Annotated in this window: 25 protein-coding genes; 5 read left to right on the forward strand and 20 right to left on the reverse strand. The window is 32.9% G+C overall.

What is annotated here, in order from left to right:
- Positions 1–55 precede the first annotated feature (55 nt).
- Positions 56–1642 (forward strand): peptide chain release factor 3, encoded by a 1587-nt coding sequence (locus IEV72_RS11220; RefSeq protein ID WP_188459211.1) that lies wholly within the window; start codon positions 56–58, stop codon positions 1640–1642.
- 166 nt (positions 1643–1808) lie between these two features.
- On the opposite strand, the gene IEV72_RS11225 is transcribed toward IEV72_RS11220, so the two are convergent.
- The 3 genes from IEV72_RS11225 to IEV72_RS11235 all read right to left on the reverse strand — a co-directional run bounded on the left by IEV72_RS11225 (position 1809) and on the right by IEV72_RS11235 (position 3670).
- Entirely contained in the window at positions 1809–2789 is a 981-nt protein-coding gene (locus IEV72_RS11225) for a PLP-dependent cysteine synthase family protein (protein ID WP_188459212.1), read from the reverse strand.
- Positions 2790–3126: 337 nt separating this feature from the next.
- Positions 3127–3420 carry a Bor family protein gene (locus IEV72_RS11230; RefSeq protein ID WP_188459213.1) on the reverse strand — a complete coding sequence of 98 codons (294 nt, stop codon included), beginning with the start codon at positions 3418–3420 and terminating at the stop codon, positions 3127–3129.
- A 61-nt stretch (positions 3421–3481) separates the two neighbouring features.
- The gene (locus IEV72_RS11235) at positions 3482–3670 is read right to left on the reverse strand and encodes a hypothetical protein (RefSeq protein WP_188459214.1); all 189 of its coding nucleotides are present in this window, start codon (positions 3668–3670) and stop codon (positions 3482–3484) included.
- Between the two features lie 36 nt (positions 3671–3706).
- Between IEV72_RS11235 and IEV72_RS11240 the strand changes: the two genes are divergently transcribed.
- A complete protein-coding gene (locus IEV72_RS11240; protein ID WP_188459263.1) occupies positions 3707–4096 on the forward strand; it encodes a pyrophosphohydrolase domain-containing protein in 390 nt (129 codons plus the stop codon).
- Positions 4097–4099: 3 nt separating this feature from the next.
- Here IEV72_RS11240 and IEV72_RS11245 read toward each other — a convergent pair whose 3' ends face one another.
- The 5 genes from IEV72_RS11245 to IEV72_RS11265 form a co-directional block, all read right to left on the reverse strand.
- Entirely contained in the window at positions 4100–4714 is a 615-nt protein-coding gene (locus IEV72_RS11245; RefSeq protein ID WP_188459215.1) for a deoxynucleoside kinase, read from the reverse strand.
- A gap of 5 nt (positions 4715–4719) precedes the next feature.
- On the reverse strand, positions 4720–5505 hold the full coding sequence (locus tag IEV72_RS11250; protein ID WP_188459216.1) for a hypothetical protein: 786 nt from the start codon (positions 5503–5505) through the stop codon (positions 4720–4722).
- Between the two features lie 8 nt (positions 5506–5513).
- Positions 5514–6896, reverse strand: a complete 1383-nt coding sequence (locus IEV72_RS11255; RefSeq protein ID WP_188459217.1) for a sugar transferase — start codon at positions 6894–6896, stop codon at positions 5514–5516.
- 89 nt (positions 6897–6985) lie between these two features.
- Entirely contained in the window at positions 6986–7912 is a 927-nt protein-coding gene (locus tag IEV72_RS11260) for a 2-hydroxyacid dehydrogenase (RefSeq protein ID WP_188459218.1), read from the reverse strand.
- 169 nt (positions 7913–8081) lie between these two features.
- On the reverse strand, positions 8082–9317 hold the full coding sequence (locus IEV72_RS11265) for an ABC transporter permease (RefSeq protein WP_188459219.1): 1236 nt from the start codon (positions 9315–9317) through the stop codon (positions 8082–8084).
- Here IEV72_RS11265 and IEV72_RS11270 point away from each other — a divergent pair, their 5' ends adjacent.
- From IEV72_RS11270 to IEV72_RS11280, 3 genes are all read left to right on the forward strand, one after another.
- Complete coding sequence (locus tag IEV72_RS11270) at positions 9318–10508, forward strand: exo-beta-N-acetylmuramidase NamZ family protein (RefSeq protein ID WP_188459220.1); 1191 nt, start codon at positions 9318–9320, stop codon at positions 10506–10508.
- A gap of 225 nt (positions 10509–10733) precedes the next feature.
- Positions 10734–11723 carry an aspartate-semialdehyde dehydrogenase gene (locus IEV72_RS11275; protein ID WP_188459221.1) on the forward strand — a complete coding sequence of 330 codons (990 nt, stop codon included), beginning with the start codon at positions 10734–10736 and terminating at the stop codon, positions 11721–11723.
- A 484-nt stretch (positions 11724–12207) separates the two neighbouring features.
- Positions 12208–12444, forward strand: a complete 237-nt coding sequence (locus tag IEV72_RS11280; RefSeq protein ID WP_188459222.1) for an Fjoh_0651 family PID-CTERM protein — start codon at positions 12208–12210, stop codon at positions 12442–12444.
- Positions 12445–12529: 85 nt separating this feature from the next.
- Here IEV72_RS11280 and IEV72_RS11285 read toward each other — a convergent pair whose 3' ends face one another.
- The 12 genes from IEV72_RS11285 to IEV72_RS11340 all read right to left on the reverse strand — a co-directional run bounded on the left by IEV72_RS11285 (position 12530) and on the right by IEV72_RS11340 (position 25381).
- Positions 12530–13138 (reverse strand): acetyltransferase, encoded by a 609-nt coding sequence (locus IEV72_RS11285; protein ID WP_188459223.1) that lies wholly within the window; start codon positions 13136–13138, stop codon positions 12530–12532.
- Entirely contained in the window at positions 13139–13741 is a 603-nt protein-coding gene (locus tag IEV72_RS11290) for a sugar transferase (protein WP_188459224.1), read from the reverse strand.
- Positions 13742–13982: 241 nt separating this feature from the next.
- Entirely contained in the window at positions 13983–14453 is a 471-nt protein-coding gene (locus tag IEV72_RS11295) for an HAD domain-containing protein (protein ID WP_188459225.1), read from the reverse strand.
- A gap of 18 nt (positions 14454–14471) precedes the next feature.
- Positions 14472–14852 (reverse strand): hypothetical protein, encoded by a 381-nt coding sequence (locus IEV72_RS11300; RefSeq protein ID WP_188459226.1) that lies wholly within the window; start codon positions 14850–14852, stop codon positions 14472–14474.
- 111 nt (positions 14853–14963) lie between these two features.
- The gene (locus tag IEV72_RS11305; protein WP_229731896.1) at positions 14964–16295 is read right to left on the reverse strand and encodes a glycosyltransferase family 4 protein; all 1332 of its coding nucleotides are present in this window, start codon (positions 16293–16295) and stop codon (positions 14964–14966) included.
- Between the two features lie 1101 nt (positions 16296–17396).
- Positions 17397–18566 (reverse strand): flagellar type III secretion system protein FlhB, encoded by a 1170-nt coding sequence (locus tag IEV72_RS11310; protein WP_188459227.1) that lies wholly within the window; start codon positions 18564–18566, stop codon positions 17397–17399.
- The gene (locus IEV72_RS11315; RefSeq protein WP_188459228.1) at positions 18563–19633 is read right to left on the reverse strand and encodes a glycosyltransferase; all 1071 of its coding nucleotides are present in this window, start codon (positions 19631–19633) and stop codon (positions 18563–18565) included. The genes IEV72_RS11310 and IEV72_RS11315 overlap by 4 nt, the downstream gene beginning before the upstream one ends.
- 4 nt (positions 19634–19637) lie before the next feature.
- On the reverse strand, positions 19638–20729 hold the full coding sequence (locus tag IEV72_RS11320) for a glycosyltransferase family 4 protein (protein WP_188459229.1): 1092 nt from the start codon (positions 20727–20729) through the stop codon (positions 19638–19640).
- Positions 20729–21724, reverse strand: coding sequence for a nitroreductase family protein (locus tag IEV72_RS11325; protein ID WP_188459230.1), 996 nt, complete (start codon positions 21722–21724; stop codon positions 20729–20731). Before IEV72_RS11325 ends, IEV72_RS11320 begins: the two co-directional genes overlap by 1 nt.
- Positions 21725–21731: 7 nt before the next feature.
- The gene (locus IEV72_RS11330) at positions 21732–22817 is read right to left on the reverse strand and encodes a polysaccharide pyruvyl transferase family protein (protein WP_188459231.1); all 1086 of its coding nucleotides are present in this window, start codon (positions 22815–22817) and stop codon (positions 21732–21734) included.
- A gap of 27 nt (positions 22818–22844) precedes the next feature.
- Complete coding sequence (locus IEV72_RS11335; protein WP_188459232.1) at positions 22845–23927, reverse strand: glycosyltransferase; 1083 nt, start codon at positions 23925–23927, stop codon at positions 22845–22847.
- A complete protein-coding gene (locus IEV72_RS11340) occupies positions 23927–25381 on the reverse strand; it encodes an O-antigen translocase (RefSeq protein WP_188459233.1) in 1455 nt (484 codons plus the stop codon). The genes IEV72_RS11335 and IEV72_RS11340 overlap by 1 nt, the downstream gene beginning before the upstream one ends.
- Between the last annotated feature and the right edge of the window lie 3 nt (positions 25382–25384).

The following is a 25384-nucleotide window of genomic DNA, read 5'->3' on the forward strand; positions in this document are numbered from 1 at the left end:
TTTTTCCCATCTTAAGCTTTCCACATTTTTATTAACTTTAACTACCTTTGCCGCCATGAAATTTAAGCAAGAAATTAACCGAAGAAGAACTTTCGGAATTGTATCTCACCCCGATGCTGGTAAAACAACCTTAACTGAAAAATTACTGCTTTTTGGCGGTGCTATTAACGAAGCTGGAGCTGTAAAGAGTAACAAAATAAAGAAAGGAGCCACGAGTGACTTTATGGAAATTGAGCGCCAACGTGGTATTTCGGTAGCTACTTCTGTACTTGGGTTTGAATACAAAAATATTAAGATAAATATTTTAGATACGCCAGGTCACAAAGATTTTGCAGAAGATACTTTTAGAACGCTTACGGCTGTAGACAGCGTAATAGTGGTTATTGATGTAGCAAAAGGTGTAGAAGAGCAAACCGAAAAACTAGTAGAAGTTTGTAGAATGCGCAAAATTCCAATGATTGTATTCATCAATAAATTGGATCGAGAAGGAAAAGATGCATTTGAGTTACTCGATGAAATTGAGCAAAAACTTCACCTAAAAGTTACTCCTTTAAGTTTTCCTATCGGTATGGGATACGACTTTAAAGGAATTTACAATATTTGGGAAAGCAATGTGAATTTATTTACTGGCGACCCTAAAAAAGACATTGAAGAAACCATAGAAATCAGCGACCTTGCTACTTCCCAATTGGACGAATTAATCGGAACGGATGCAGCAGAAAATTTACGAGAAGAATTAGAGTTGGCGCAAGGCGTTTATCCCGATTTCAACAAAGAAGCTTACGTAAACGGAAATTTACAACCCGTTTTTTTTGGTTCAGCCTTAAATAATTTTGGAGTCCGTGAGCTACTTGATTGCTTTGTAGAAATAGCTCCTTCGCCCCGAACCAAAGAAAGTGATGTGCGATTGGTTAAACCAGACGAAGATCAATTTACAGGCTTTGTTTTTAAAATCCATGCCAATATGGATCCCAAGCATCGAGACAGACTGGCTTTCGTAAAAGTAGTTTCTGGGAAATTTGAACGCAACAAACCTTACCTGCACGTTCGTCACGGAAAAAACCTGAAGTTTTCCAGTCCAAACGCTTTTTTTGCTGAAAAAAAACAAGTGGTCGATGAAATGTTTCCTGGAGACATTGTCGGTTTGCACGATACAGGAAACTTCAAAATTGGCGATACCCTAACCGAAGGCGAAGAACTCAATTACCGCGGAATACCGAATTTTTCACCTGAACATTTTAGGTATATTAACAATGCCGATCCTATGAAAAGTAAGCAGTTGTACAAAGGCATCGAGCAGCTAATGGACGAAGGTGTTGCACAGTTGTTTACCTTAGAACTCAACGGCAGAAAAATCATAGGGACGGTTGGTGCGCTGCAATATGAAGTCATTCAGTATAGACTCGAACATGAATATGGCGCCAAATGTTCCTACGAAAACATCAATGTACATAAAGCTTGTTGGATTGAACCTAAAGATGCAAAAAGCGAAGAATTTGCAGATTTTAAGCGCGTTAAAGCAAAATATTTAGCCAAAGACAAGCAAGGTCAATTGGTATTTTTGGCAGATTCGTCTTTTTCTTTACAAATGACGCAATCTAAGTATCCAAATATTCATTTTCATTTCACTTCAGAATTTTAATTTGAAATAGGTTTAGAGAAGCCAAGAACCTGCTTCAACGCCAAGTTCGCAGTATCAATGAAAAACCCTGCAAGGGTTTGAAACCCTTGCAGGGTTCATATTTATTCAGCTTAGCAAGAAGCTCCAAAGTTGAAAACTTCGCACTAATTTAATGTCGATCAAAAAACTATTCCAAGTATCCCATTTTCTTCATCCAGTCGTCGTTGTACATTTTTCCAACATACCTACTTCCGTGGTCGTGAAACAAAACCACCACTACATCATCTTTTTTAAAATGTTCTTTTAACTGTAGAAGACCTTTAACAGCAGCACCGGCAGAATTTCCTAAAAACATGCCTTCTTCTTTGGCTAATTTTTGTGTATAAACGGCAGCATCTTTATCGGTTACTTTGGTGAAACCATCAATAACTTCAAATCGAACATTTAAGGGTAAAATATCTTCGCCGATGCCTTCGGTAACGTAGGGATAGATTTCTTTTTCGTCAAAAACACCTGTTTCATGATATTTTTTAAAAACCGATCCATAGGTGTCAATTCCCCAAACTTTCACATTCGGATTTTTCAATTTTAAGTAGCTTCCCACTCCAGAAATGGTTCCGCCAGTTCCAACACCTACTACAAAATGCGTTACTTTTCCATCGGTTTGTTCCCAAATTTCGGGTCCAGTAGTTTTAAAATGTGCTTTACAATTTGAAGGATTATCATATTGGTTTACATACCAAGAGTTCGGCGTTTCTTCAGCCAAACGTCTAGAAGTAGAGTAATAGGATTGTGGGTCGTCTGGAGAAACATCGGTTGGGCAAACATGCACTTCGCAACCAACCGCTTTAAGGATATCCATTTTTTCCTTACTCTGTTTATCGCTTAAAACGCAAATTACTTTGTAACCTTTTACAATAGCTACTAATGCCAAGCCCATTCCAGTGTTTCCAGAAGTTCCTTCAATTATGGTTCCCCCTGGTTTGAGCCTTCCATCTGCTTCAGCATCTTCAATCATTTGCAAAGCCATTCGGTCTTTGGTAGAATTTCCTGGATTAAAGGTTTCGTATTTAGCCAAAACCAAAGCATCAATTTCGTTTACAATAGAATTCATTTTAACCAAAGGTGTGTTGCCTATGGTTTCAATAATGTTATTTGCGTAATTCATTCTTTTTTCTTGCTTTTTGGGTACAAAGGTAACAAACACCTTTGTTATGTGAGAAGAGAAGTGAAAAGAAGTAGTATAGAAATTATTTTTTCTTTTTTCTAAAACTGAGGTAGAAAAAAAGCATACTCAAAAGAAATAAAAAACCACTTCCCCACACCAATCCTTTTCCGAAATTTGTTATAATGCTATAATCAGGTACATATTTGTAAAGCTGAGAAGCGGAATAAATAAATAGGATGATAGCTACAATGAAATAGATAATTCTCATAAAATAAAATTAAAAAAAATACTGATTCGGATTAGAAATCTGAATCAGTATTTATAAAAGTATACAATGCTATTTGGTAACTTTTGTAGTTGTTGGGTTGTAAATTCCAAAAGTCAAACTATTGATTAATCCATCGATAAAGGAATGTGTGATGGTTACATCATAATTTTCAGCTCCACCAGCCATTTCGGTAGGATCTGATTGACTAATGTTTGCCAAACCGTAAATTAGATAATGGTTTTTCTTTTTTACTTCAACCCCAGTTTGTGCACCGTCTCCTACACTATAAGTATAGGTATAACAAGATGTCATCACAAAAGCAAAAGCCAATAGCATACAAATTTTTGTTACTTGTCTTTTCATAAGTTTATGTTTAAATTTTTACTAAAATAATAAAAAAATCACAAAACAAGAAAATGTGCTTTTAATTTTTAAGTAAAATTTTAAGTGCAAACAGAAAAACAACAAATAAAACAAAGCCAAGCAGTATTTTCAAACTGCCTTTGTACTGTTTTTTGTGTAGCTTTTTATCTCCTCTGTAACTAAAAATCATAAGTATTACAAAAGCAACAACAAAGAAACCTGCAAACCACCATTGTCCTTCAGAAAACATATATTTGATATTTAAAACAAAAGTAATTTTAAAATGATAAATAAACCTTTAGATGCCGTTAAAAAATTTCATGAAACTTACGGATTAGGCGTTAGCGAAAAACCGATTGCAAGCTTAGGTAAAGCCAAAAATTTGTTACGTTTTAACTTGATGAAAGAAGAAAATGAAGAATATCTTGCAGCTGCAAATGCGAATGACATAGTTGAAGTAGCCGATGCACTTGGAGACATGCTGTATATTTTATGTGGCACCATGATAGAACACGGCATGCAAGAAAAGATTGAAGCTATTTTTGATGAAATACAGAATAGTAACATGAGCAAATTAGGGGAAAATGGCAAACCTATTTATCGTGAAGATGGAAAGGTTTTAAAAGGTCCCAATTACTTTAAACCCAACATTAAACAGTTTTTTAAAGAAGATTAATTTCTAAAATAATCCGTTAATTTCTGCATCGATTTTGTTGATGATGTTTCCTAAATCTTCCGGATTGGAAACAAAATCCATATTATCTACGTCTACTATAAGTAAATTTCCTTTGTTGTAGTCATGTATCCAGGCTTCGTAGCGTTCGTTTAGACGATTGAGGTAATCTATAGAAATTGAATTTTCGTAATCTCTACCACGCTTTTGAATTTGGTTAACCAAATTAGGCACTGTGCTTCGCAAGTAAATTAATAAATCTGGGGCTTTGGTAACTGATTCCATTAAATCGAAAAGCGATTTATAGTTTTTGTAATCACGGTTACTCATCAAACCCATTGCGTGTAAATTAGGAGCAAAAATATAGGCATCTTCGTAAATGGTTCGATCTTGAATAATATCTTTACCACTTTCTCGAATTTCTAAAATTTGACGAAAGCGACTGTTCAAGAAATAAATTTGAAGATTGAAAGACCAGCGAGACATTTCGTTATAGAAATCTTCCAAATATGGGTTTTCCAGAACGTCTTCAAATTCAGGCTCCCAATTGTAATGTTTCGCTAAGAACTTTGTTAGTGTTGTTTTTCCTGCTCCAATATTACCAGCAATCGCTACGTGCATACAATTTAGTTATTAGGGGTAATTTTATAGATATTAATCTTTTTTCCGTCGTAAAGATATAGTTTTTCATTGTTTAAGAGAGCTTGTTTGTAATCAATTTTAGGCATTTCTATATTGCTCAACTCTTCACTCTTATAATTAAAGTAATAACTATCTCCTTTTTTGTTGAGTAGTAAAATGTAGTTTTTGTACAACTCTAGCGCATCAAACTTAACGGCAACTTCTTTAATTAAGCTGCCATAAACATTAAATTGTTTGTAACCATTTTCGGTTTGTAGCCAACAAAAATTAAAGTTGCTTTTTTGATTTATAATATTTTCAGAAATGGGAAGCGTTTGTAACGCTGATTTTTCTTGGTTGTAATTAAAGATTTCTAGCTCTTGAGTATCTGCATTAAAAATCCATAAACTTTTATCGTTTGCAGTAGTACAAAAGTCTACCATTTTAAAATTAGCTATTCTATCAAAAGCAATTCGTTTTAATTCGTTTAGGCGGTTGTCTAAAATTACAACCGTATTTGCATCTTTATAAAACACAGAAATTCGTAACGGATTGAGTAAGTCTACACTGCTTATGTCTCCTAATTGAAGTGCTTTATACTCAACTATTCTATCCTGACTTTTTCTAAAGAGTGTGTTTTTATTGATGTAGAATAGATTTTCAAATTTATCTTCCCCTACAAATCGATCTGCAATTAAACCTATTTCTTGAATTTTTTGGGTAGTATAATCCTGAGCAAAAATATTATTTGCAAAAAACAGCATTCCACAGAAAAATAAAAATTTGTACACTTTATAGTTTATTGTCCTCTAAAGAAGATTACAGTACTCATTGTTTTCAGAAAGATACGCAAATCTAAGAATACATTTCTTCTTTTAATATAATATAAATCGTATTGAAGTTTTTCTAAACTATCTTCTTCAGTAGATGCATACCTTGCATTTACTTGCGCCCAACCTGTTAGTCCTGGCTTTACCACATGTCTTATTTCGTAAAAAGGTATTTTTCTGTTCAGTTCTTCAACAAAAAACGGCCTTTCTGGACGAGGTCCTATAAAACTCATGTCGCCTTTTAATACGTTTATAAACTGCGGGATTTCGTCTAGTCTTGATTTCCTAAGAATTTTTCCAAATTTAGTTATGCGAACGTCATCTTTTATTGCCCATTGTGCGCCCTTCGTTTCTGCATCCTTAACCATACTCCTAAGCTTTACAATTTTGAAACATTTACCGTTTCTACCAACTCGTTCTTGCCTGTACAAAAGCGGTCCACGATTTCCTAATAAATTGAAAATAAGTATAAGTGGAGTGATAAGTAAGAGAAAGCTTAACCCAATTAATGAAATAAAAATATCCATAAGTCTAGTAAAACTTAAGTATAATTTATTTTGATTGCTTCGGCTGAAAGGGAAATAGCAATAAAAATCGTTTCGAACATTTTCTACTGGTATTTTTCCAGTTATATCTTCATAAACAGAAGTATAGGCTTTTATTGGATAACCTTTTTTGAGAACAGGAATTAGCTTTTGGTATAGTTCTGATCCTACACCTTGAAGCGAATTGGTAACTACAATTTCACTAATTTTCAATTCTGCCAAGGCATCTTGAAAATTATCTAACTCTATTCTTAAGCAATTTGAAACATAAGTGTTATTTACGTCTGTGTCTAAATATCCGACTATTTCGTAGTTGGGGTCTTTTTTTTGAAGCTCATCAATAATAGAATTTACATCAAATGTTTCACCCACAATTATTACTCTTTTGTAAAACCGTGGAGCTGCAATAAGTCCTACATAGGCAAATCTCCAAATGGTAATGGTAAGTAACAATATGCCAAAAAAGTAAAAAATCTGCAGTCTATTTTCTGGTAAGGGTGGAGTGTAAAAAGGCGTCATTAAAAAGCAAACTACACTTAATGATACCGTTAATGTTATGCTTTTAAATATCTTATAACGTGATTCTGCTTTTTGAAGATCGTACATTTCGAAAATGGTGCCAAACAAAAGAAAATAAAACCCGATAATTAAAAACCATTGCACATAATTTTCGGTATTTTTAAAATAATTGTTTTCGCCAAATTCACTAGCAGTATATATAGCAATACAGGCCACTAAAACATCTATTAAACGCAGCAATATTTTGCGCTCTGAAATTTCAAAATGATAAGATGTATTAGATTGCATAGCTAATTCTGTTATCAACAATAAATGATGATTCAGGCGAGTAAAAATATGACTTTTAGGCTTACCAAAAAATGGAAATTCAATTATTTTTAATAGGCCTTTTCTTTATCAATTTCATAATTCAATGACTTATTGACTTTGAACCTCTTATAATTCTCAGCAAGTTGAGAAACTACTTCTGTAGGTTTAGTCACGCTTGCTATGTGTGGAGTAAGGTGTATGGCTTCATTGTTCCAAAACCAATGTTCAGTTGGTAAGGGTTCTTCAGCAAAAACATCTAAAAAAGCGGCTTCAATTTTACCATTTTCAATAGCTTGCTTTAAGTCTTTTTCATTGAGGTGTTGACCACGCGCTACATTGATCAAGCAACTCTTATTAGGCATTTGACTAAAAATTGCTGTGTTTAAAATTCCTTTGGTTTCTTCGGTTAGTGGTAAAAGACAAACTAAAATATTGGTTTTCTTTAAAAAAGCCCTTAATTGATTTTTTGAGAAACTCTCTACTCCTTCAATTTGTTTTGTTGAATTAGACCAACCGCTCACCTTAAAATTTCGCGCAACTAGAGTTTCTGCAACAGCTTTCCCAAGTGTTCCTAAACCTAAAATGCCTACCTGTACATCTTTTGGCGCTTTGTATTGCTTAGGTTCCCACCTATTCATTTTTTGTTTTTTAAAATAATAAGGCGTCTTTCTTAGGTAATTTAAACATTGCATTAGCACAAAGTCGCACATGTCTTTGGTAAGCTGCTCATTTACAATTTTAGTGATTTTAAGGTCTTGGGGAAGTTCTTTATCGCTTAAAATGTGGTACACACCCGCACCAAAACTAGCAATAACTTTTAGGTTTTTAAATTCTTTAAAAATGCCGTGAGGGTGTTTCCAACTAATTGCAAACTCTACGTTGTCTGGATTTTCTACTTCGTCGTATAGTTCAATTTTAGTGTTGGGTAGCTTTTCTTGAAGCAACTTTTTAAATTTATCTAAATCTGAACGTTGATGTATTAAAACTATGCTCATGCCAATTGGTATTTATATACAAAGATAAATTTAATCAATTCAAACTTGTTTTTAGTCTTGAACTTTCTATGTTTTATTTGTTCTTCTTCAACAAAAATCTCTTCCCTTTCTTCGCTTTAGGTAGTTTTCTCCTATTTAAATGGTTTCTGATTTTTTATATCCCAATCACTTATTCAAATTGCATTGCTTTAATTGGGGTAATTTTTGAAATAATTACAGAAGGCAAAATAAGCATGAGCAAACAAAGAATTAGGGTGCCTAGATTAACACCAATTATATAGTATAATTGAATGCTAATGGGAGCTTCGGTAACATAATAAGTTTGTGGATTTAATGGAATAAGCTTCAGATACTTTTGAGCAAACAAAATTCCTAGTCCTATTAAATTTCCCCAAAATAAACCACGTAAAATAATGTAACTAGCATTGTACAAAAACACTTTACGGATACTCCAATCTGAAGCACCCAAAGCTTTTAAAATACCGATCATTTGTGTGCGTTCTAGTATTAAAACCAACAATGCAGTTATCATATTTATACCTGCAACCAAAATCATAATACCAATGATTAAAGCAATATTCATATCGAACATTTTAAGCCATTCGAATATAGTTGGATATTGCTCGATTATGCTAGATGCATTTAAAAAAGAATCGATATACTGATAAACTTCTCTTGTCGTGATTTCCAGGTCATCAAAATCGGAAACAAAAACTTCAAAATTCCCTATTTGATCTGCATCCCATTTATTGATGCGTTGAATTTGTTGTAAGTCTGCAATTAAAAATTGATCGTCGAATTCCTTAAAACCAGAATTGTAAATGCCCACTAAAGTAAAAGCGATAAGTCTTGGTCTAGATGAAGCATCTTCAGCCAAAAAATAAACTACAACTTGATCGTTTAATTGAAGCGCTAACTTATTGACTACACTTTGGGAAAGTAAAATTTCTGTACTGTTTTCTTTTTTTACATCAGGTAATTTTCCTTTTACTAGATACTCTTCAAAATAATCCCATCGGTAATCTTCACCTACACCTTTTACAAGGATGCCTTCAAAATCAGTTTCAGTTCTAATTATTCCGTATTTGGTAGCCACAGCTTGAATGTGTTCTACATTTTCAACTTCAGAAAACGCGGGGTAAAACTCTTGGTTTTTAGGAATTGAATTTTGATTAACTTGCTGGCTTCGGCTAGAGAAACTTTCAATTTGAATATGGCCATTAAAAGCAGCTATTTTATCTCGGATTTTTTCTTGTAAACCTAAACCCGTTCCAAAAGCAATAAGCATCATGATTACCCCAACCGAAATTGCTGCAGTTGCAATTTTAATAATTGGAGCAGAAATACTACTTTTAAAATCTTTTTCGCTGATTAAACGGCGAGAAACAAATAATTCAAAATTCAAATGAAGACATTTTATCTTTGGTTCAAAAATACATTTTTATTTTTTCTACTTGCGTGCATTTCTTGCAATTCCGTTTCTCAAAATTCACCCAAGTTAGGAATTGAACAAACCAAAGCTTATTTACCCTTGTTAAAAGACAAAAAAGTAGCCGTTGTAGGCAATCAAACTTCGGTTGTATTAAATAAAAATGGAGAGTTTGTACATTTAGTAGATACACTTTTGGCTTCGCAAATTTCAGTAAGCAAGGTTTTTGCTCCCGAACATGGTTTTCGAGGCAAAGCAGATGCAGGAGAAAGCATAACAGATGGAATAGATAGCAAAACCGGATTGCCTATTATTTCGCTTTACGGCAATAACAAAAAACCCACTCCAGTGCAATTGCAAAACATAGATGTGCTTGTTTTTGACATTCAGGATGTAGGTGCGCGTTTCTACACCTATATTTCTACTTTGCATTATGTTATGGAAGCCTGCGCAGAAAACAATGTTGATGTGGTGGTTTTAGACCGACCTAATCCCAATGGAAACTATATTGATGGTCCTATTTTAGAGCCTGAATTTTCCAGTTTTGTTGGTATGCATCCCATTCCTGTGGTTCACGGTCTAAGTATGGGTGAATATGCAAGAATGATCAATGGCGAAGGCTTTTTGAAAAATAAAATGCAAGCTAAATTGTGGGTGATTTCTATGAAAAACTACAATAAAGAAGACACATACCAATTACCCATTAAGCCATCTCCAAATTTACCTAATGCAAAATCCATCAACTTGTATCCAAGCCTTTGTTTTTTTGAAGGAACCAATGTAAACGCAGGCAGAGGAACAGATTTACAGTTTCAGGTATTTGGCTCACCTTATTTGGATGCAGCTATATTTCCTTTTGAATATACTCCACAGTCTACCGAAGGTGCCAAATCTCCAAAACACTTGGGAAAATTGTGTTACGGAGAAAAGCTAACCGATGCCAAAAATTTGAATCGCCTAGAGTTAAAATGGTTGATAAAAGCTTATCAAAATACAGCAAACAAAGAAAAATTCTTTAATAATTTCTTCAATAAACTTGCAGGAAATGCTACTTTACAAGAAGCCATACAAGCTGGGAAGTCTGCAGAAGAAATCAGAGCTACTTGGCAAGAAGGCTTAGCTAAATACCGAAAGCAAATAGAACCTTATCTGTTGTATAGCAATTAATTTTCTGGAGGTGATTATACATTTAGATTTCTTTGTTTAACCCTACTCAATAATTCATTTTATCCGCTTTTCGCTTAACAGAAATGCTCGATAATAGTGGTGTATGTAGCGTTTTTTCTGAAAATTATCTTTTTACTTCATCGATTCTATTAACGAAAACAAAAAGGAGCAAAAGTTGCATTCAAATCGATTACATTTGCAGCCTGAAATTTCAAAATAAATAAGATGAAAGTAGCTGTTGTAGGAGCCACTGGAATGGTAGGCCAAGTAATGCTGAATGTATTGGAAGAACGTAATTTTCCCTTAACTGAATTAATTCCTGTTGCATCGGAAAAATCAGTTGGAAAGGAAATTAAATTTAAAGGGAAAAAATACAAGGTAGTTAACCTAGCAACAGCTGTACAAATGAAGCCAGACATCGCCTTGTTTTCAGCTGGTGGAGAAACTTCTTTAGAATGGGCTCCAAAATTTGCTGCAGTTGGTACGCGTGTAGTAGATAATTCTTCTGCATGGCGAATGGATGCTGACAAAAAATTAATTATTCCTGAAATCAATGCGCAAACATTAACAAAAGATGATTTCATTATTGCCAACCCCAACTGTTCTACCATTCAATTATTAATGGCATTACATCCTATTCATCAGAAATATGGAATAGAGAGAGCGATTGTTTCAACCTACCAATCCATTACAGGAACGGGAGTAAAAGCAGTACAACAACTGGAAAATGAATACAATAATGTAGATGGCGAAATGGCGTATCCGTATCCAATCCATAAAAATGCTATTCCGCATTGCGATGTGTTTTTAGAAAACGATTATACCAAAGAAGAAATGAAGCTAACCAATGAAACCAAAAAAATATTAGGTGATGAGCAGCTTCAAGTAGTAGCTACTGCTGTTCGGATTCCAGTTGTTGGTGGACACAGTGAATCGGTTAATCTTGAACTAAAAAACGCATTCGAAATAAAAGATATTAAAAAACTATTAAGCGAAACTTCAGGTGTGGTTGTTCAAGATCAAGTTGAAGTAAATCAATATCCTATGCCAATTTATGCAGAAGGTAAAGACGAAGTTTTTGTTGGAAGAATACGAAGAGATTTCACCAAAGAAAATGCACTAAACTTGTGGATTGTAGCTGATAATTTAAGAAAAGGTGCAGCTACCAACACGGTTCAAATTGCAGAATACCTAGTGAATAACATATTCGTTTAATAGAATTAGTGTTGACTAAGCGAAGTTGCAAACTTCGCTTAGCATAGTGTAAAAAACACCCCTACAATAGGTCAATAGAGTATTTTATATAATAATCATTTTCCCCCTTACTATTACTGATTCACCCTTACTTGTCCTGAGTTAATAGTTGAAAACTGAGTTCGATTCATAATTTCTGTATCAATATTACATAATATATTTACTACTATATGTAAATGAAAACACCCCTATAATCCCATCAAGGGGATGTTCGTTTATAGTGATCTCGCTTTAAAGAATATAGCAGGTTGTTACTTTATTTTCAATCACAGAACTGAATAATTAAATCAAATTTGCGTTATTAAAAGTAGACTTACATAAAATTCTACAATTCTGTTCGCGTTTTGTAATCAAATGTATTCTATATTTGCAATTAGTATTGTTCGTTTTTAGTGTAATATTTACTAACTTGCAATACACCAATCTTATAATGAGATAAATATTTATGAGTAAAAAAATAAAATCTAAAGTTATAACATGCTGTTTGTTTTTATGTATGTTATCTCCTTTAGCGGTAATAAGTCAAGGTGGATTTAATCCGCCAACCCCTGGAGAAGGAGACGACGCTGGTTTTGGTGATGATGTAGATGATGAAATTGTACCCATTAACTCACTTATTTTATTAAGTTTAGTTGCTGGAGGCATTTTTGGCATTAGAAAAATACGAAAAAACAGTGCTTAATTTATAAGCATTTGTTACAAATTAAAAATCCCTGCTAAAAATTTAGCAGGGATTTTTTTGTTGTTGGAGATTGAGTCTTTACATTTTAATGAAACTTGATAGGCTTAGCAGGTATACCAACTGCCGTGCAATTGGCGGGGAGCGATTTTGAAACTACAGCACCTGCACCGATAATTGACCATTCTCCTATTTCTACACATTGAATTATAACTGCACCGATTCCTACGTGTGCTCCTTCACCTATATTTACTCCACCTGCTAATGCTGCGCTTGGTGAAATGTGAACGTAATCTTTTAGAATGCAATCATGTTCAACTATCGCACCAGAATTTATGATACAATTCTTTCCAATAATTGTACCTGCATTAACCACAGCGTTGGGCATAATAACCGTACCTTTTCCAATTACCGAATTTGATGACACTATTGCACTTGGATGTATTAAGGGTTTTTCAAGCTTTATTTCTAAGTTTTCATATATTTTTTTTCTTGTACGATTATCACCAATACTTATAATAGTTGTATTAATATCCAACAATTCTTTACTGTAAATTGAAACAACATTTCTTCCTATAAAGCTATTTATATCAGAATTATCATCAAAAATTTGTCCTACATCAAAACCATTATTTTCAATGATGTCAATAATTACTTTTGCATGACCACTTGCTCCAAACAAATTAATTTTTCTCATTTAATTCTTTTTGAATTTGTTAGCAGTTGCCTGTCCCACTTGGTTAATTCCTTCCGATACAAATACTTTCTTAATGGTTAACAATAGTATTTTTAAATCTAACATAAAGCTTTGATTCATTACGTATTCCACATCCAATTTAAACTTATCTTCCCAAGAAATAGCATTTCTACCATTGACTTGCGCCCAGCCGGTGATACCAGGTTTCACTAGGTGTCTTTTTTTTTGTTCATCACTATACAATAGCAGATATTCAGGTAATAAAGGTCTCGGACCGACTAAACTCATGTTACCCTTCAGCACATTTATAAGCTGTGGTATTTCATCTAAAGATGTCTTTCGTATAAACTTCCCAACTACCGTTAAACGTTCTGCATCCGACAGCAAATTGCCCTTTGTATCTTTTTTATCGTTCATGGTCTTAAACTTGATGATACTAAAAATACGCTCGTTTTTACCTGGGCGTTTTTGTAAAAAGAATGGTTTGCCTTTATTGGCAAGACCTAATAGAATAATTACAATAATAAATATTGGACTTAGGAGTATTAAACCTACAAAGGCTGTGAGAAGATCTAAAAAAGGTTTTAGGATTGCTTTGTACATTTTACTGTTGGCGGTTGGCGGATATCGGTTGTCGGTTTTGATTATTTCGGGTTGCGGGTTTGTTTATTAAGGGTTTAGTGTTAACTCGGAATAAAGCGTAGCGCAAACTCGCAATGGAGCGCAGCGACCAACTCGGAATTATTATGGGTTGCGTAGTTTTTTATTGCGGGTTATTTTATTACGGGTTACGGATTAACTCGCAATGGAGCATAGCGACTAACTCGGAATTTTCAAAAATGTATTATGCTGAGGTTAAGTGAACTTCTGAAAGTTTGGCAATTGCCATTTTAGCTAATTCATCGGTTAAACCAATACCACTACTTGTTTGAATTAATCTATCTTTTAGATTAGTGGGTAAGCCATTTAAAGATTTATCATCATCAATTATTACAAAATTTCCATGTAAACCATGCTTATCAAAATGATTTAATAATTCTTCTTTTCTGTTCAAATGGTTTTTATTTTCAGGAAGCCTACTTATTTGATTAAAGTTAAGGTTTCGTTCCTTAAATATTTTTTCCCATTCAGCTATTGAGTATGTTGTTTTGTGAGATGTTGTCAATACAATATTTGCCCCTGTAGTATTTACAATACTATTGAGTGCATTCACAGCTCTTATATTAAATCTAGGAAAACCATCATTAAGCATCTCAGGTCTTTTCCATGAGTTAGCAGAAACCATTACTCCGTCTATGTCTAGATATATTTGCATATTACAAATTTACAAAAATTAATCGGTTAAAGCCATTACATCTTTCAATGTTAAGTTGTTATAGCTTGCATCAATCTCATTTAATCGTTTAATTTTTTCTTTCGTATCCCATTCTTCATCGAGAAAAGTAACTGAAGACCATTTAAATTCTTTCGTTGCAGAAGTTTTTGGATAACTAACAACTTCTAATTTATTAAAACTAGCAAGTATTGAACTTACGTACCTGTGATGACCATCAATAATCAAATTACCATTGACTCTAATCGGCTCAAATTTTATACCATATTCCATTTTTTTAAGTATGCGATTTATTATTGGAATTGATAATTTATCGTGTGTTGATTTGTATTTTGCTTTTTCTAGATGTTTTAAAATTGTACTTGTCGTTATTTCATCCATAGCTTTGGTAGTTGGTTTTCTAGGGTTGTGTGAACCCTCCCCAATTGTTTAGACAGTATTTATGGTTTTCTTATTACGCGTTGCGGGTTAACTCGGAATGTCGCAGAACGACTAACTCGAAATCTCTCTCAACAAACTTCTATACTCATCCAACAAAGCTTCCCAAACTACTTTTTGCTCGTATCTGGAAGTAATCATCTCGCGAGCCTTGCTTTTGAGCTGCTGATGTAAGCCTTGATCTTCTAGAAGACTTAACATCGCTGTTTCTAAAGCTTCGGTTTCTTTGGGTGGAATAATTAAACCATTTTTGCCTTCAATAATAATTTCATTACAGCCATTAATATCCGACACTATACTGGGCAAGCCCATTGCGCCTGCTTGCATTACCACATTGGGAAAACCCTCACGGTAACTCGGAAAAGTTAACGCATCTGAAATAGCAAAATAAGGCCGTACATCTTCTTGAAATCCTACGGCAATGATATTTGGATTGGTTTGTATTTCTTGTAAAGTTTCGGGGAGTAAGGGGTCAAGTTCAGATTCTTGGGGACCGACGAGGATGAGTTTGGGGTTGTGGGTTTCTTTATTGCGGGTTGTTTTATTTTGGGTTTGCGAGTTGGTTATTGCGGGTTCTTTTATTACGGGTTGCGGGTTCACTTCGATACTATTCCGATGATTATCGGAATCACTCAGTGACCTTGGCGCACTAGAAACTCGTAATAGTGAACTCACAATATTTTCAGAAATTTCATTAGGTGTTTCTATGTTTCTTTCTATATCTTCGGTATAAAGGGACTTAAAAGCATCTACCAACTCATTAATGCCTTTGTCTCCGACTAAACGACCGACGAAAATGAAAACAAAATCTTCTTCTTGTATGCCTAATTGCTTTCGTAATGCTTGGTTTTGTTGTGGGGTATAGTTTTCTGGGTTAAAATAGGAAGTGTTTATGCCATTAGAGCTTCCATTGGCAATGACTTTTACTTTTTGTGCTTTGGCGTAGTTGTTTTTTAAAATAAACTTTTCTAATCCTTTGCTATTGGGATATACTTTAGTGGCGCAGGCATAAGTGAGTTTTTCGACCGCATCTAAAATTTTACGCTTAACTCCCGAAGCCTCAATAAGTGGCATTCCTGCTACGGTGTGCAGACGTATGGGAACACCAGCCAGATTTGCGGCTAACATCCCTAAAATTCCAGCTTTTGGGGTGTGGGTGTGGACAATAACGGGTTTATCTTTTCTAAAAATTCTAATAAGTTTAAAAAGCGCCAACAAATCTTTGATTGGCGTAATCTGCCTGCTCATGGCTACTTCTTGCACTGCAACGCCTTCATCATGCTCAACTGTTTCTAAGTCTGTTAAAGGACCTGATGAAATAGCTTTTACAACAAAATACCCACGCATAAAACCCAACTGCCCTTTGAGTAAATATTGTAAGGACATTGGAACAGTGGTTAGGCGGAGGAGTTTTTTTTGAGTTTTATAATTAATTGATTGTTTAAATATGGATAACACAGCAATATACAAAAAAGGCATATACATCATTTTTGTACGCATAAATAAGCCTAAATTTGAATACCTTTGAATATAAAATAATGAAGCTATTAAGAAAAATGACAGGCAAACTGACATCCAAGGCTTTATCTTTATTTTGCGGAAGTTTTTGATAAGTAAAAGCAAACCAATTATTATAAATAGAAAAGAAAAGATATTTTCTATACTTGCTAGAGTAGTAATACAACTATATGCATCATAAAAGAAAGGTCTAAAATTTAAAGAAAATATTTTATATACAAATGTGTAATCTAACATAGGCACATAACCCGTTGTACCTTTCAAGGACAAGACCGAAAACTCATTAAAATGCTGAATTCTGACCCAATCTAAATACCTGATGTTTGAAATTTTAAGCATTAAATAAAATAAAAAAACACCCATTGAAGATAAAATGAGACCTAATGAAATTTTAACTTTCTTATGAGTTTGCTTATTGAAACCAAGTCCTATGAGAAGTGCAACTAAGAGCATGAAAGCTACATGAGGTCTAATCATGATTAACATAAAGCTTGCTAATGCACCATAAACCCAGTATTTCTTAATATTTAGGCTTGTATAAAATAATGTTGAAATACTTAAAAAAACAATGCTTTCCTTCCCTATAATAGACGTCCAGATATGCAAATTAGGAGAAAGTAATACTAATCCTAGCAATAGTAAAACAAAAAAAGAATCATTTTTTAAGGCTAAAACTTTGTAAGACCATTTAGCAAAAATAATAATGCCCAAAAAACCAATCAACGAATAAATTAGGTGCCCCAACCAAAATGGAAAACCTAATTTTAAAAATGGATAATTTAAAAACACCATAAAAGGCGTTCCTACCTTAAAAAAATATAGCCAATCGTAATTGTGCACATCATAATTAAGAAGCCAATATAAGGTGGAGTCTGAGGGATTCTCTATAACATAGCTATACGAAAACCAGCTTATGACAGCATGAAAGATAAAAAGAAAAATAAGGTGACTTGACTTCAATTTATGAAATTAAGTAAAAGCTTTCTGAGCCTTGAGTTTTCTTTCGTGAGCGTAAGAAACACTCCATAAGATAATGAATATAAGAGATGGCATAAACATATTTTTTTGTCTTAACATAATGCCGAGATTTCCTAAAATTAGAGAAAAAGAAACTGAACCTATGATTAAAAATAACATCATATTTTTAAATAGCATTGTTCCTCTCTTGAACATTTTGTAAGGATTTAATTTGAAAAACTTAAATGTTAAAATGAATAAAATTAGATTTTCAAGACTGGCAACAAGACCTAAAATCCCAGATGCATCAAAAAATAAAGGCCTAAAAAGAAATGTGAAAATTTTTAAAGGCAAAGGGTAACCTGAAATATCCACACTTGAGCCAGTATTATCTTTACTTAAGTTTTTTACACTTGTATTTGAAAAGTTTGAAACCGATTCAGAATCCAATTCTTCTAAATTTAAAAATGCTATTAATGGATTTATTAAAACAGCTATGATTGCAGCGAAAATTATAAAGAAGAAAATCTTCTGATAAAGTTTTAGCTTACCTGAAAATATTAACGCTAAACCAGTAGAAAAAATTAAAAAAAGAGTGATGTGAGGTCTCACAAAATAAGATAGAACTAATGCGAATAGTATTTTACCCAAATTCTTTTTATAATCTAGAATGCCATAAAAAAACAAACTAATACAAAAAAATAGCAATGTATCCTTACCTACACCTGCAGTCCAAAAATGAAGATTGGGCAGAAATAGTATAGCGGGGAAAACATAAATTCCAAAAAATTTGAAATTATATCTTATGTATTTTTTAAAAAGTATATAATAAAAAATGAAGGCGAGATAACCTAAAAAAGCATAGATTATTGAACCTGCAAGAAACGATAAGCCTAAGATTTTACTTGGAAAATAGTTAATGACGTACATAAAGTTTGTACCCAATCCCCGTGCCAGATAATCTACCAAATATTTATTCCCATAATACTTGACCGTAAACCAATAGTTTCTAGCATCACCACCATTAGCGTTCACATACAAGTAGAAAACAATCGCTACAAACAGGTGGAGAATCCACAAATAAGATAGAATTTTTTTATCACTGCTATCAAACTTAAAATCAAACCAGTTTTTTGAAGCAAACCCAAGAAAAATAAAAAAAACAATTACAATAAGGTTCATGAATCTAATTGAGCTTTATACAATTTTGAGTGCTGAGATATTGAATAGGAAATATCGTATTTTTTTATTTTGTCATACTGCAATTCCAATATTTGTTTTTGATTCTCCTTGTCATTTTTAATTTCAAGCAATAAAGAGGCAAGTTGCTTGAAGTCTCCAACCTCAAACAAAAGATTTTTATCAGGTATAATCTCATTTAATCCATTAACATTAGATCCAAACGTAATAAGACCACATGCCATATATTCCAAGGCAGCTATTCCAAAACCTTCCCAATGGGACGACTGGATGCCATAACCACAAGATTTTAGTATGGAATACACATCATTTCTTAAACCTAATAATTTCACCCTACTATTTAATTTATTCTCATCAATAAATTCCTCTATCTTATTTCTTAAAACTCCATCTCCTATCAAAATTAATTTGAAATCATCTGGCAATTCTATTAATGCTTTCAATATTGTTAATTGATCTTTCTGTTGGGAAAAACTGCCCACCATAACTAAGAGTTTGTTATTATTATTAAAATCCAAAAGTTTTCTATCAATTGGTTTTGCATTGCCTATTTCTTTAAGATCAATGAAATTAGGGATAACAATCATTTCTTTCTTTTTCCCAATCCATTTTTCAAGCTCGAGTTTGACCGATTTTGAAATACAAATTATAGGTTTAAATCTTGAATAAATTATTTTTTCAATAGGCTTTAAGAAACTTTTGTCTCTTCTTCTATTGTAGGTATTATGTTCTGTAAAAATGTATTCTTTTTTTAAAAAAAATGAAATAAAACCCACGATGTATAGTGAAGGAAATAAATGAACATGAATCACATCGTAATTTTTAATAGTTTTAATGAGTTCGATTATATTCTTTAAAGAAAAATAGTTGTTTGATTTTGTGTTTACATGTTGCAGACTGGAAGCTTCGATATCTGTAAAAATATCGTTTTCATTATTAAATGTGAATACCCCCACGACATTGGTTTCAGCTTGTTTCTTCGCCAAACTACTTACAAGTTTTTCAGCACCACCAGCGCCTAATGAATTAATAACATGGAGAATCTTCATACTCTTATTCCTGTATAAATGATTTGTACTTAGCAAACATCGCCTCACTGCTGTATTTTTCTTTTATTTTACTGTAAGCGTTTAGAGCAAGTTTGTTCCTCATCTCAACTGAATTCATTAAACATTCCATTTTTTCAATTAAGTGATTTGTATTTTTTGGCTTGAAAAGTAAAGCCTCTTCACCATCCACCAACAAATTATTTATTCCTGGAATATCCGTAGCGATAATTGGAACTTTACATGCCATGACTTGAAGTAAACTCGTACTCAAGGTTTCTGCTAAAGAAGAGTGAATATAGATATCGGTCTTGTGTATTAAACTTATAACTTGTTCTTCATTTAGATTTCCTGTAAATATAATTTTGGAGGAAAGGTTTTTTTGAGCCACATAAGCTTCCAGCTCTTTCTTTGTATGACCGTTTCCAGCAAAAAAAAGTTTGTAGTCTTTATTATTGGAAACTTCTTTAAATGCATCAATTAATGTGTAATGATCTCTTAAATCTGTCATTCTAGATATCATTGAAAAATTAAGCGTGTCTTTTTCTATTAGTTTACTTTTAGGCTTAAACTTTCTAATATTGATACCGTTATTGATGACTTTAATTGATTTACCACTAGAAATTCTATTAAATTTATTTTTGGTTTCTCGCCAATAATTTTTTGTGAGGTAAACAATTTTTGGAGATAGCTTTAAAATTAGAAACGAATAGATCCAATCCTTTTTTGTCTTTGCATCATTTGCCTGATGTTCTACGCTTATAAAGTCTATACTATTAAACAGTCTGTATAACCAAACACAAATAATAAGGCTTGTACTGTGCATAATGATCACATCTGGTTTGACTCCTTTTATCTGACTGTAAACTTTAAAATAAGACCTTAAGGATAAGCCCTTTTTCTTTTTTACAGAGGTACAATTTACTTTGACTTCCTCTCCCTTTTTTATAAAACTTTCTGAAGGTTCTTCAATCCCATAGCCTAAAAGTTCATGAGTATAAAAGTTTACTTGGTCACCTTCAATTATTGAAAAGGCTACAGACGAGTGTCCACCTAATCCTGGATATAAGATTTGAAGTAAAACATCTTTCCTTACCATCAATGACGATGCAAAATTTCGCTAATTGGTTTCTTCTCTGAATAAGCAGTTTTAAATTCTTCTTTGAGATAGCCAACACCTATCATCATTATTAATCTTTCACTTTCTGTAATATTCGCTATTTTTTTTATGCGCTTTTCCGTCGTGTATGGCACACAAGTGTTTAAACAACAGGAACCCAATCCTCTAGAGTGAAGTGCTAATATAAGGTTCATTGAAAATAAACCACCGTCAGTAAAAACCTGATTGCCTTCTAGCCTTGTAAATTGTTTGGTGTCTGAGGTTACAACAAATAACCCTTTTATACTATTGGTAAATCCAGAATTGCCTGCTTGTAAAAATAGAAGTTTTTTCATTGTAATCTCATCCTCATAATAATGCAAGTTCCAAGCTTGTCTATTACACACTGAGGGAGCATGCCTCGCTATATCAACTGCTGCTTTAATATCATCATAATTAATTTGCATAGGTGAAAAATTTCGTACACTAGTCCTCGTTTGAACAAACTCTAAAAAATTAATGCCTATAGCATTTTGTATTTTTGCTTTATTAATAATTTTTGTACCTCCAATATTTTCAAACTCATGATTTAGTGTGAATTCGTCTATAGATGTTGCAAGAGAAGGATATACATTAGACAGGTTTGAGTTTGAATTTTTATATTCAAGCAAACAGTTTTTTATTAGTTGACTTAATTTATCACTTTCATATTTTTCAATATATTCTTTAGTAATATTTAAAAGAATCTCAATTTTTTCTTTTCCAAAATTTTGCCTTGGATTAGGTAGGCTCAATCCTTTTTCTAAAATATGGTATTGCTTTGTAAGAAAAGCTCTATAGTTAGATTTTGATCTCAAATTGTTTTGTGAAAAAGAATATTTTAATAAAATTCTGAAGCCATACATAGCATTGAGGAAATCTCCTAAACGCGTACGACCAAATAAAACTCCTCGAGTTCTATTCCTTATAAATTGTGAAAAACTTTCTTTAGACATCTATTTTTTAATTTAAAGCCTTTTCAATGAAGTCCTTAGAAGTCTTAATTAATTCATTGATTTTTATGTTAACGTCTTTATAATCAATTTCTCCTTCCATTGTGGTTGTTCCCATCCTAGTATCAAGATTTAAGGAGTTTAGTAGATCTTTCATTCTGGTGTTGATGCCAACGTTTCTATTGAACACTACAAATTGTTTTTCGAATATTAAAGAAAATGCCAAAGCATGAAAAGAATTACACAACACAAATTTTGAGTGGTATAAGAGTGTTAAAAACATTGCCGGATCACAACTCCAAAATATCTCATCTGCATAAGTTAGGTTTTTGTTTAGTCCAAATATTTTCCAACCCTTCTCTCTAGCTAATCTTAGAGCAGCATTTTTTAAATCAGTATTAGTATCGAAATCATATATAAGTATAAAATCTTCCGGAATTGGCTTAACAAATTCGTCTATCCAGAATTGTTTGTTTAATAAAAATACAGGATCCATAACCCGTGTTGAATTCTTAATACAAATGTCTTCAAGTATTTTAACTCCAGAGCTTTCCCTTACTGAAATATGATCTAATTTTTTTGCTTTTTGATACACAAAATCTTCGTATCCATCGTGTAAGTGATCGGTTGCAAAACTTGCAGCATAAGAAAATTTAATTTTATCTTCTGGTACGAAATCTAAATAAAACGCAGGGTCTTTTCCGTTTTGGAATAAAGTATTCCATATTTGATCGCTACCACAAATGTATGCATCAGCAAGGGGAAGGTTGCGAATGAGATCCTCGTTGCTTTGATAAATTACTTTAGTTTCGTCAATATAATTACTAGAAAATTTATCGAAAGCTTTATAACGTTTTAGATTTGATAAATGTTTAGGCAATTTTGCAGCTACATAGACTGCTCTTTTGATAAAATTTGATTGCCATTTTGGACTAGGTACGCCAAAAAATCTATAGCTATCTACTAGATATTTAGGTTGGTAATTTATTGCTTGTGCTTCATGTCCAAGTTGTTTTAAATATTTTAAAAGTGCATATTCCTGTAGGATAGCACCATGATTATAAACCCCGTGACATGTGACTGTTAATATTTTCATTTATTATCTGATTTTTTTTCGAAAGAACTACTTAGACCATACATCCAAATATTGCTTAGCAATTTGAATGTGATTATGGTATTTCTCTACAAACTGTCGCGATTGATAACCAAGTTCGGGTATTTCATTCTTATTTTCAAGAAGATTTTCAATCTTAGATACTATGTCTTTTGCATTAGGTTTTATATTTAAAGCAGGACATTCGTCGTATCCTAATTCTTCTATACTCTGTTTTTCAACCCCACCCAATGTGACTTTACCAGAAGCAAGTGAATTTAAAGCGTTAATGCCAAATGAATAAGTATTTGTTTGATCTACATTTACATTTACAGTCTTTATGAATTTTAAATAATCTTCATATTTCATATTACCTGATATAACTAATTCAAGATCATTTGGATATTTCTTTCTTAAAATATCAAAGGCTTTTTTAACATACTCAGTTCCCTTAGCTCCAGGTCTATTCAGACCATGAAAAACAACCAATTTTCGATTTATTTTATTTTCTTGATATTGTATTTTATTACAATTGATTGGAATTGGAATTGTTTTACGAATATTTTTTAGACACCTGTAAGGTTCAGCATACTCATACATTATAGGAATGTAACCATTAGCCTCAGTAATGAGGTCTGTAGTCTTTTTTGCTTCAATTGGATCCAATAACATTTTTACTAGTCTTGAACTTAAATCAATTTTATTAGTCTGGTCAATTAAATTAGACATTAATTTATCATTTTCATGTAGCCAATACTGCCAAATATTCGGATCACCTCCTGCACCGACAAAAAAACTTTTATTATTATATTTGATATAGTTTTTATAACAAATTTTACCAATCCCAAAGCGATTATCAAAAATCGTATAACTTGAAATAAATTGAACAATATCAAAGTTTTTAAACATCTTTGAAAATTTGTATTGCTTAAGAAGATGTTCAATATGTCCTACTTTACCTTTAAAAATTGAGGCTGACCAATTAAAATCACTTGGGAAGTTTTTCCATCCATCGCCTGTAGAAGCTAAAACAACTTCATGTCCAAGTTCTTGAAGTCCATCTTTAAGGTTATTATGTAAACCACTAAATTCTCCTACCAATAAAATCTTCATTAACTTTTTTTTAATTTTATGATTAATTCTTTTAAACTCTTCATCTCTAATATTTTGATAATTTCTAAATAGGCAATATAAGTTAGAATGATTCCTATGGCACAAACAATAATAGATCCCCATAATTGGTTTAAAAATTGCAAAATTGTAAAAGCTAGACCAAATAATAGTGAAAGAATTACAATAGTTTTCATCACTTGCTTTGTCCACCTAAAGTTGTTCTCTCTTTTTAAAAGATAAAACATCATTGTTGTATATAATATATATAAAACAAAAAAGGCAATCCCAGTTCCTTTGAGCCCAAAAAATTTCAAACCAAAGAAAACAAATCCAACTTGTAAAGACCAAGTAACTATTTCAGTCCATAAAAAAGTTTTCCCTTTTGCTCTTGCTATAAATAAATAACCCATAGGAAATGCTATTGTCCTCAAGAAAACCCCTAAAATCATCCATTGTAAAACTGGATATGCTTCAATATATTCGACAGAATAAAGTAAGCGAATTCCAATAGGGGCAAGCGCTAGGGTAAACATAAGTCCTGGTGCTGCCAGTACCATTCCAACCTGAGTTTGCTCATTAATCAGTTGAATTTCTTTTTTAGATTCAAAGGCTATACCTGCTAGTCTAGGATAAAAGTCCTTACCCATCGCTTGAAAAATAACACCCGCATAAATACCACTTATAGCATAGGCAGCCTGGTAGATTCCAGCATCAGTAAGACTTAAATCTCTAATGATAATCACTCGCACAAGATAAGCTCCTAAAACTGTAGCTAAAGACGCTCCCATAAAAGACGAGCCAAGCTTAATCATGCCTTTGGACTCCTCAAAAGCTCTTCTCCAACTCACTTTAACATCCAGTATCTTTATTTTCCTAGCATAGTAAAGCGAAACTAGAAATTGGCCAATAGCTAAAGCCACCAAATAAACACTAATGCCATCAAATTCAAAAAAGTAGATCAGTGGTAAACTTAAAACAGTTCCCATTACACTTGAAAGAATAGACATTCTAGCCAGATCTTTAATACGTCGCATGCCCTGTATCAAAGCACTTTGGCCAGCTTGTATCAAATTAAAAAATACAGCTATGGACAGTAATCTTATTTCCCAGGTATAATCAATTGTCTCAAAGGTAAATTCAGATAAAGGTTGAGCAAATATGATAGTCAGTATTAAACCTGCTAGCCCTGTAAAAAGTACAAGTTTCCTAAGACTCTTAACAACAATGCTTAGCTTACCCTGATTATCTTTTGAGTTAGCTTGCGCAATGTCTCTTACTGCAGAATTGTTTATCCCTAAACCTGCAAGAGTTTGAAGTAGAGAAGTTGAAGATTGAAATGCACTAATCAGACCAGTCCCAGAAGGCCCTAAAAGTAACGCAATCACTTTAGACCTTATAATGTTTAAGATGATAACTATGACAGAAGAACCCCCAATAATGGAAGTTGAGGACAAGAT

Origin of the sequence: Psychroflexus planctonicus (assembly GCF_014640195.1) — a bacterium.
Lineage (GTDB): Bacteria > Bacteroidota > Bacteroidia > Flavobacteriales > Flavobacteriaceae > Psychroflexus > Psychroflexus planctonicus.

What these genes read in the sequence shown, in the direction of transcription:
- IEV72_RS11220 (WP_188459211.1), top strand. Translation starts at nt 56, where the DNA reads ATGAAATTTAAGCAAGAAATTAACCGAAGAAGAACTTTCGGAATTGTA.
- IEV72_RS11225 (WP_188459212.1), bottom strand. Translation starts at nt 2,789, where the DNA reads ATGAATTACGCAAATAACATTATTGAAACCATAGGCAACACACCTTTG.
- IEV72_RS11230 (WP_188459213.1), bottom strand. Translation starts at nt 3,420, where the DNA reads ATGAAAAGACAAGTAACAAAAATTTGTATGCTATTGGCTTTTGCTTTT.
- IEV72_RS11235 (WP_188459214.1), bottom strand. Translation starts at nt 3,670, where the DNA reads ATGTTTTCTGAAGGACAATGGTGGTTTGCAGGTTTCTTTGTTGTTGCT.
- IEV72_RS11245 (WP_188459215.1), bottom strand. Translation starts at nt 4,714, where the DNA reads ATGCACGTAGCGATTGCTGGTAATATTGGAGCAGGAAAAACAACACTA.
- IEV72_RS11255 (WP_188459217.1), bottom strand. Translation starts at nt 6,896, where the DNA reads ATGCAATCTAATACATCTTATCATTTTGAAATTTCAGAGCGCAAAATA.
- IEV72_RS11260 (WP_188459218.1), bottom strand. Translation starts at nt 7,912, where the DNA reads ATGAGCATAGTTTTAATACATCAACGTTCAGATTTAGATAAATTTAAA.
- IEV72_RS11270 (WP_188459220.1), top strand. Translation starts at nt 9,318, where the DNA reads ATGAAGACATTTTATCTTTGGTTCAAAAATACATTTTTATTTTTTCTA.
- IEV72_RS11275 (WP_188459221.1), top strand. Translation starts at nt 10,734, where the DNA reads ATGAAAGTAGCTGTTGTAGGAGCCACTGGAATGGTAGGCCAAGTAATG.
- IEV72_RS11280 (WP_188459222.1), top strand. Translation starts at nt 12,208, where the DNA reads ATGAGTAAAAAAATAAAATCTAAAGTTATAACATGCTGTTTGTTTTTA.
- IEV72_RS11285 (WP_188459223.1), bottom strand. Translation starts at nt 13,138, where the DNA reads ATGAGAAAAATTAATTTGTTTGGAGCAAGTGGTCATGCAAAAGTAATT.
- IEV72_RS11290 (WP_188459224.1), bottom strand. Translation starts at nt 13,741, where the DNA reads ATGTACAAAGCAATCCTAAAACCTTTTTTAGATCTTCTCACAGCCTTT.
- IEV72_RS11295 (WP_188459225.1), bottom strand. Translation starts at nt 14,453, where the DNA reads ATGCAAATATATCTAGACATAGACGGAGTAATGGTTTCTGCTAACTCA.
- IEV72_RS11300 (WP_188459226.1), bottom strand. Translation starts at nt 14,852, where the DNA reads ATGGATGAAATAACGACAAGTACAATTTTAAAACATCTAGAAAAAGCA.
- IEV72_RS11305 (WP_229731896.1), bottom strand. Translation starts at nt 16,295, where the DNA reads ATGTCCTTACAATATTTACTCAAAGGGCAGTTGGGTTTTATGCGTGGG.
- IEV72_RS11310 (WP_188459227.1), bottom strand. Translation starts at nt 18,566, where the DNA reads ATGAACCTTATTGTAATTGTTTTTTTTATTTTTCTTGGGTTTGCTTCA.
- IEV72_RS11315 (WP_188459228.1), bottom strand. Translation starts at nt 19,633, where the DNA reads ATGAAGATTCTCCATGTTATTAATTCATTAGGCGCTGGTGGTGCTGAA.
- IEV72_RS11320 (WP_188459229.1), bottom strand. Translation starts at nt 20,729, where the DNA reads ATGGTAAGGAAAGATGTTTTACTTCAAATCTTATATCCAGGATTAGGT.
- IEV72_RS11325 (WP_188459230.1), bottom strand. Translation starts at nt 21,724, where the DNA reads ATGTCTAAAGAAAGTTTTTCACAATTTATAAGGAATAGAACTCGAGGA.
- IEV72_RS11330 (WP_188459231.1), bottom strand. Translation starts at nt 22,817, where the DNA reads ATGAAAATATTAACAGTCACATGTCACGGGGTTTATAATCATGGTGCT.
- IEV72_RS11335 (WP_188459232.1), bottom strand. Translation starts at nt 23,927, where the DNA reads ATGAAGATTTTATTGGTAGGAGAATTTAGTGGTTTACATAATAACCTT.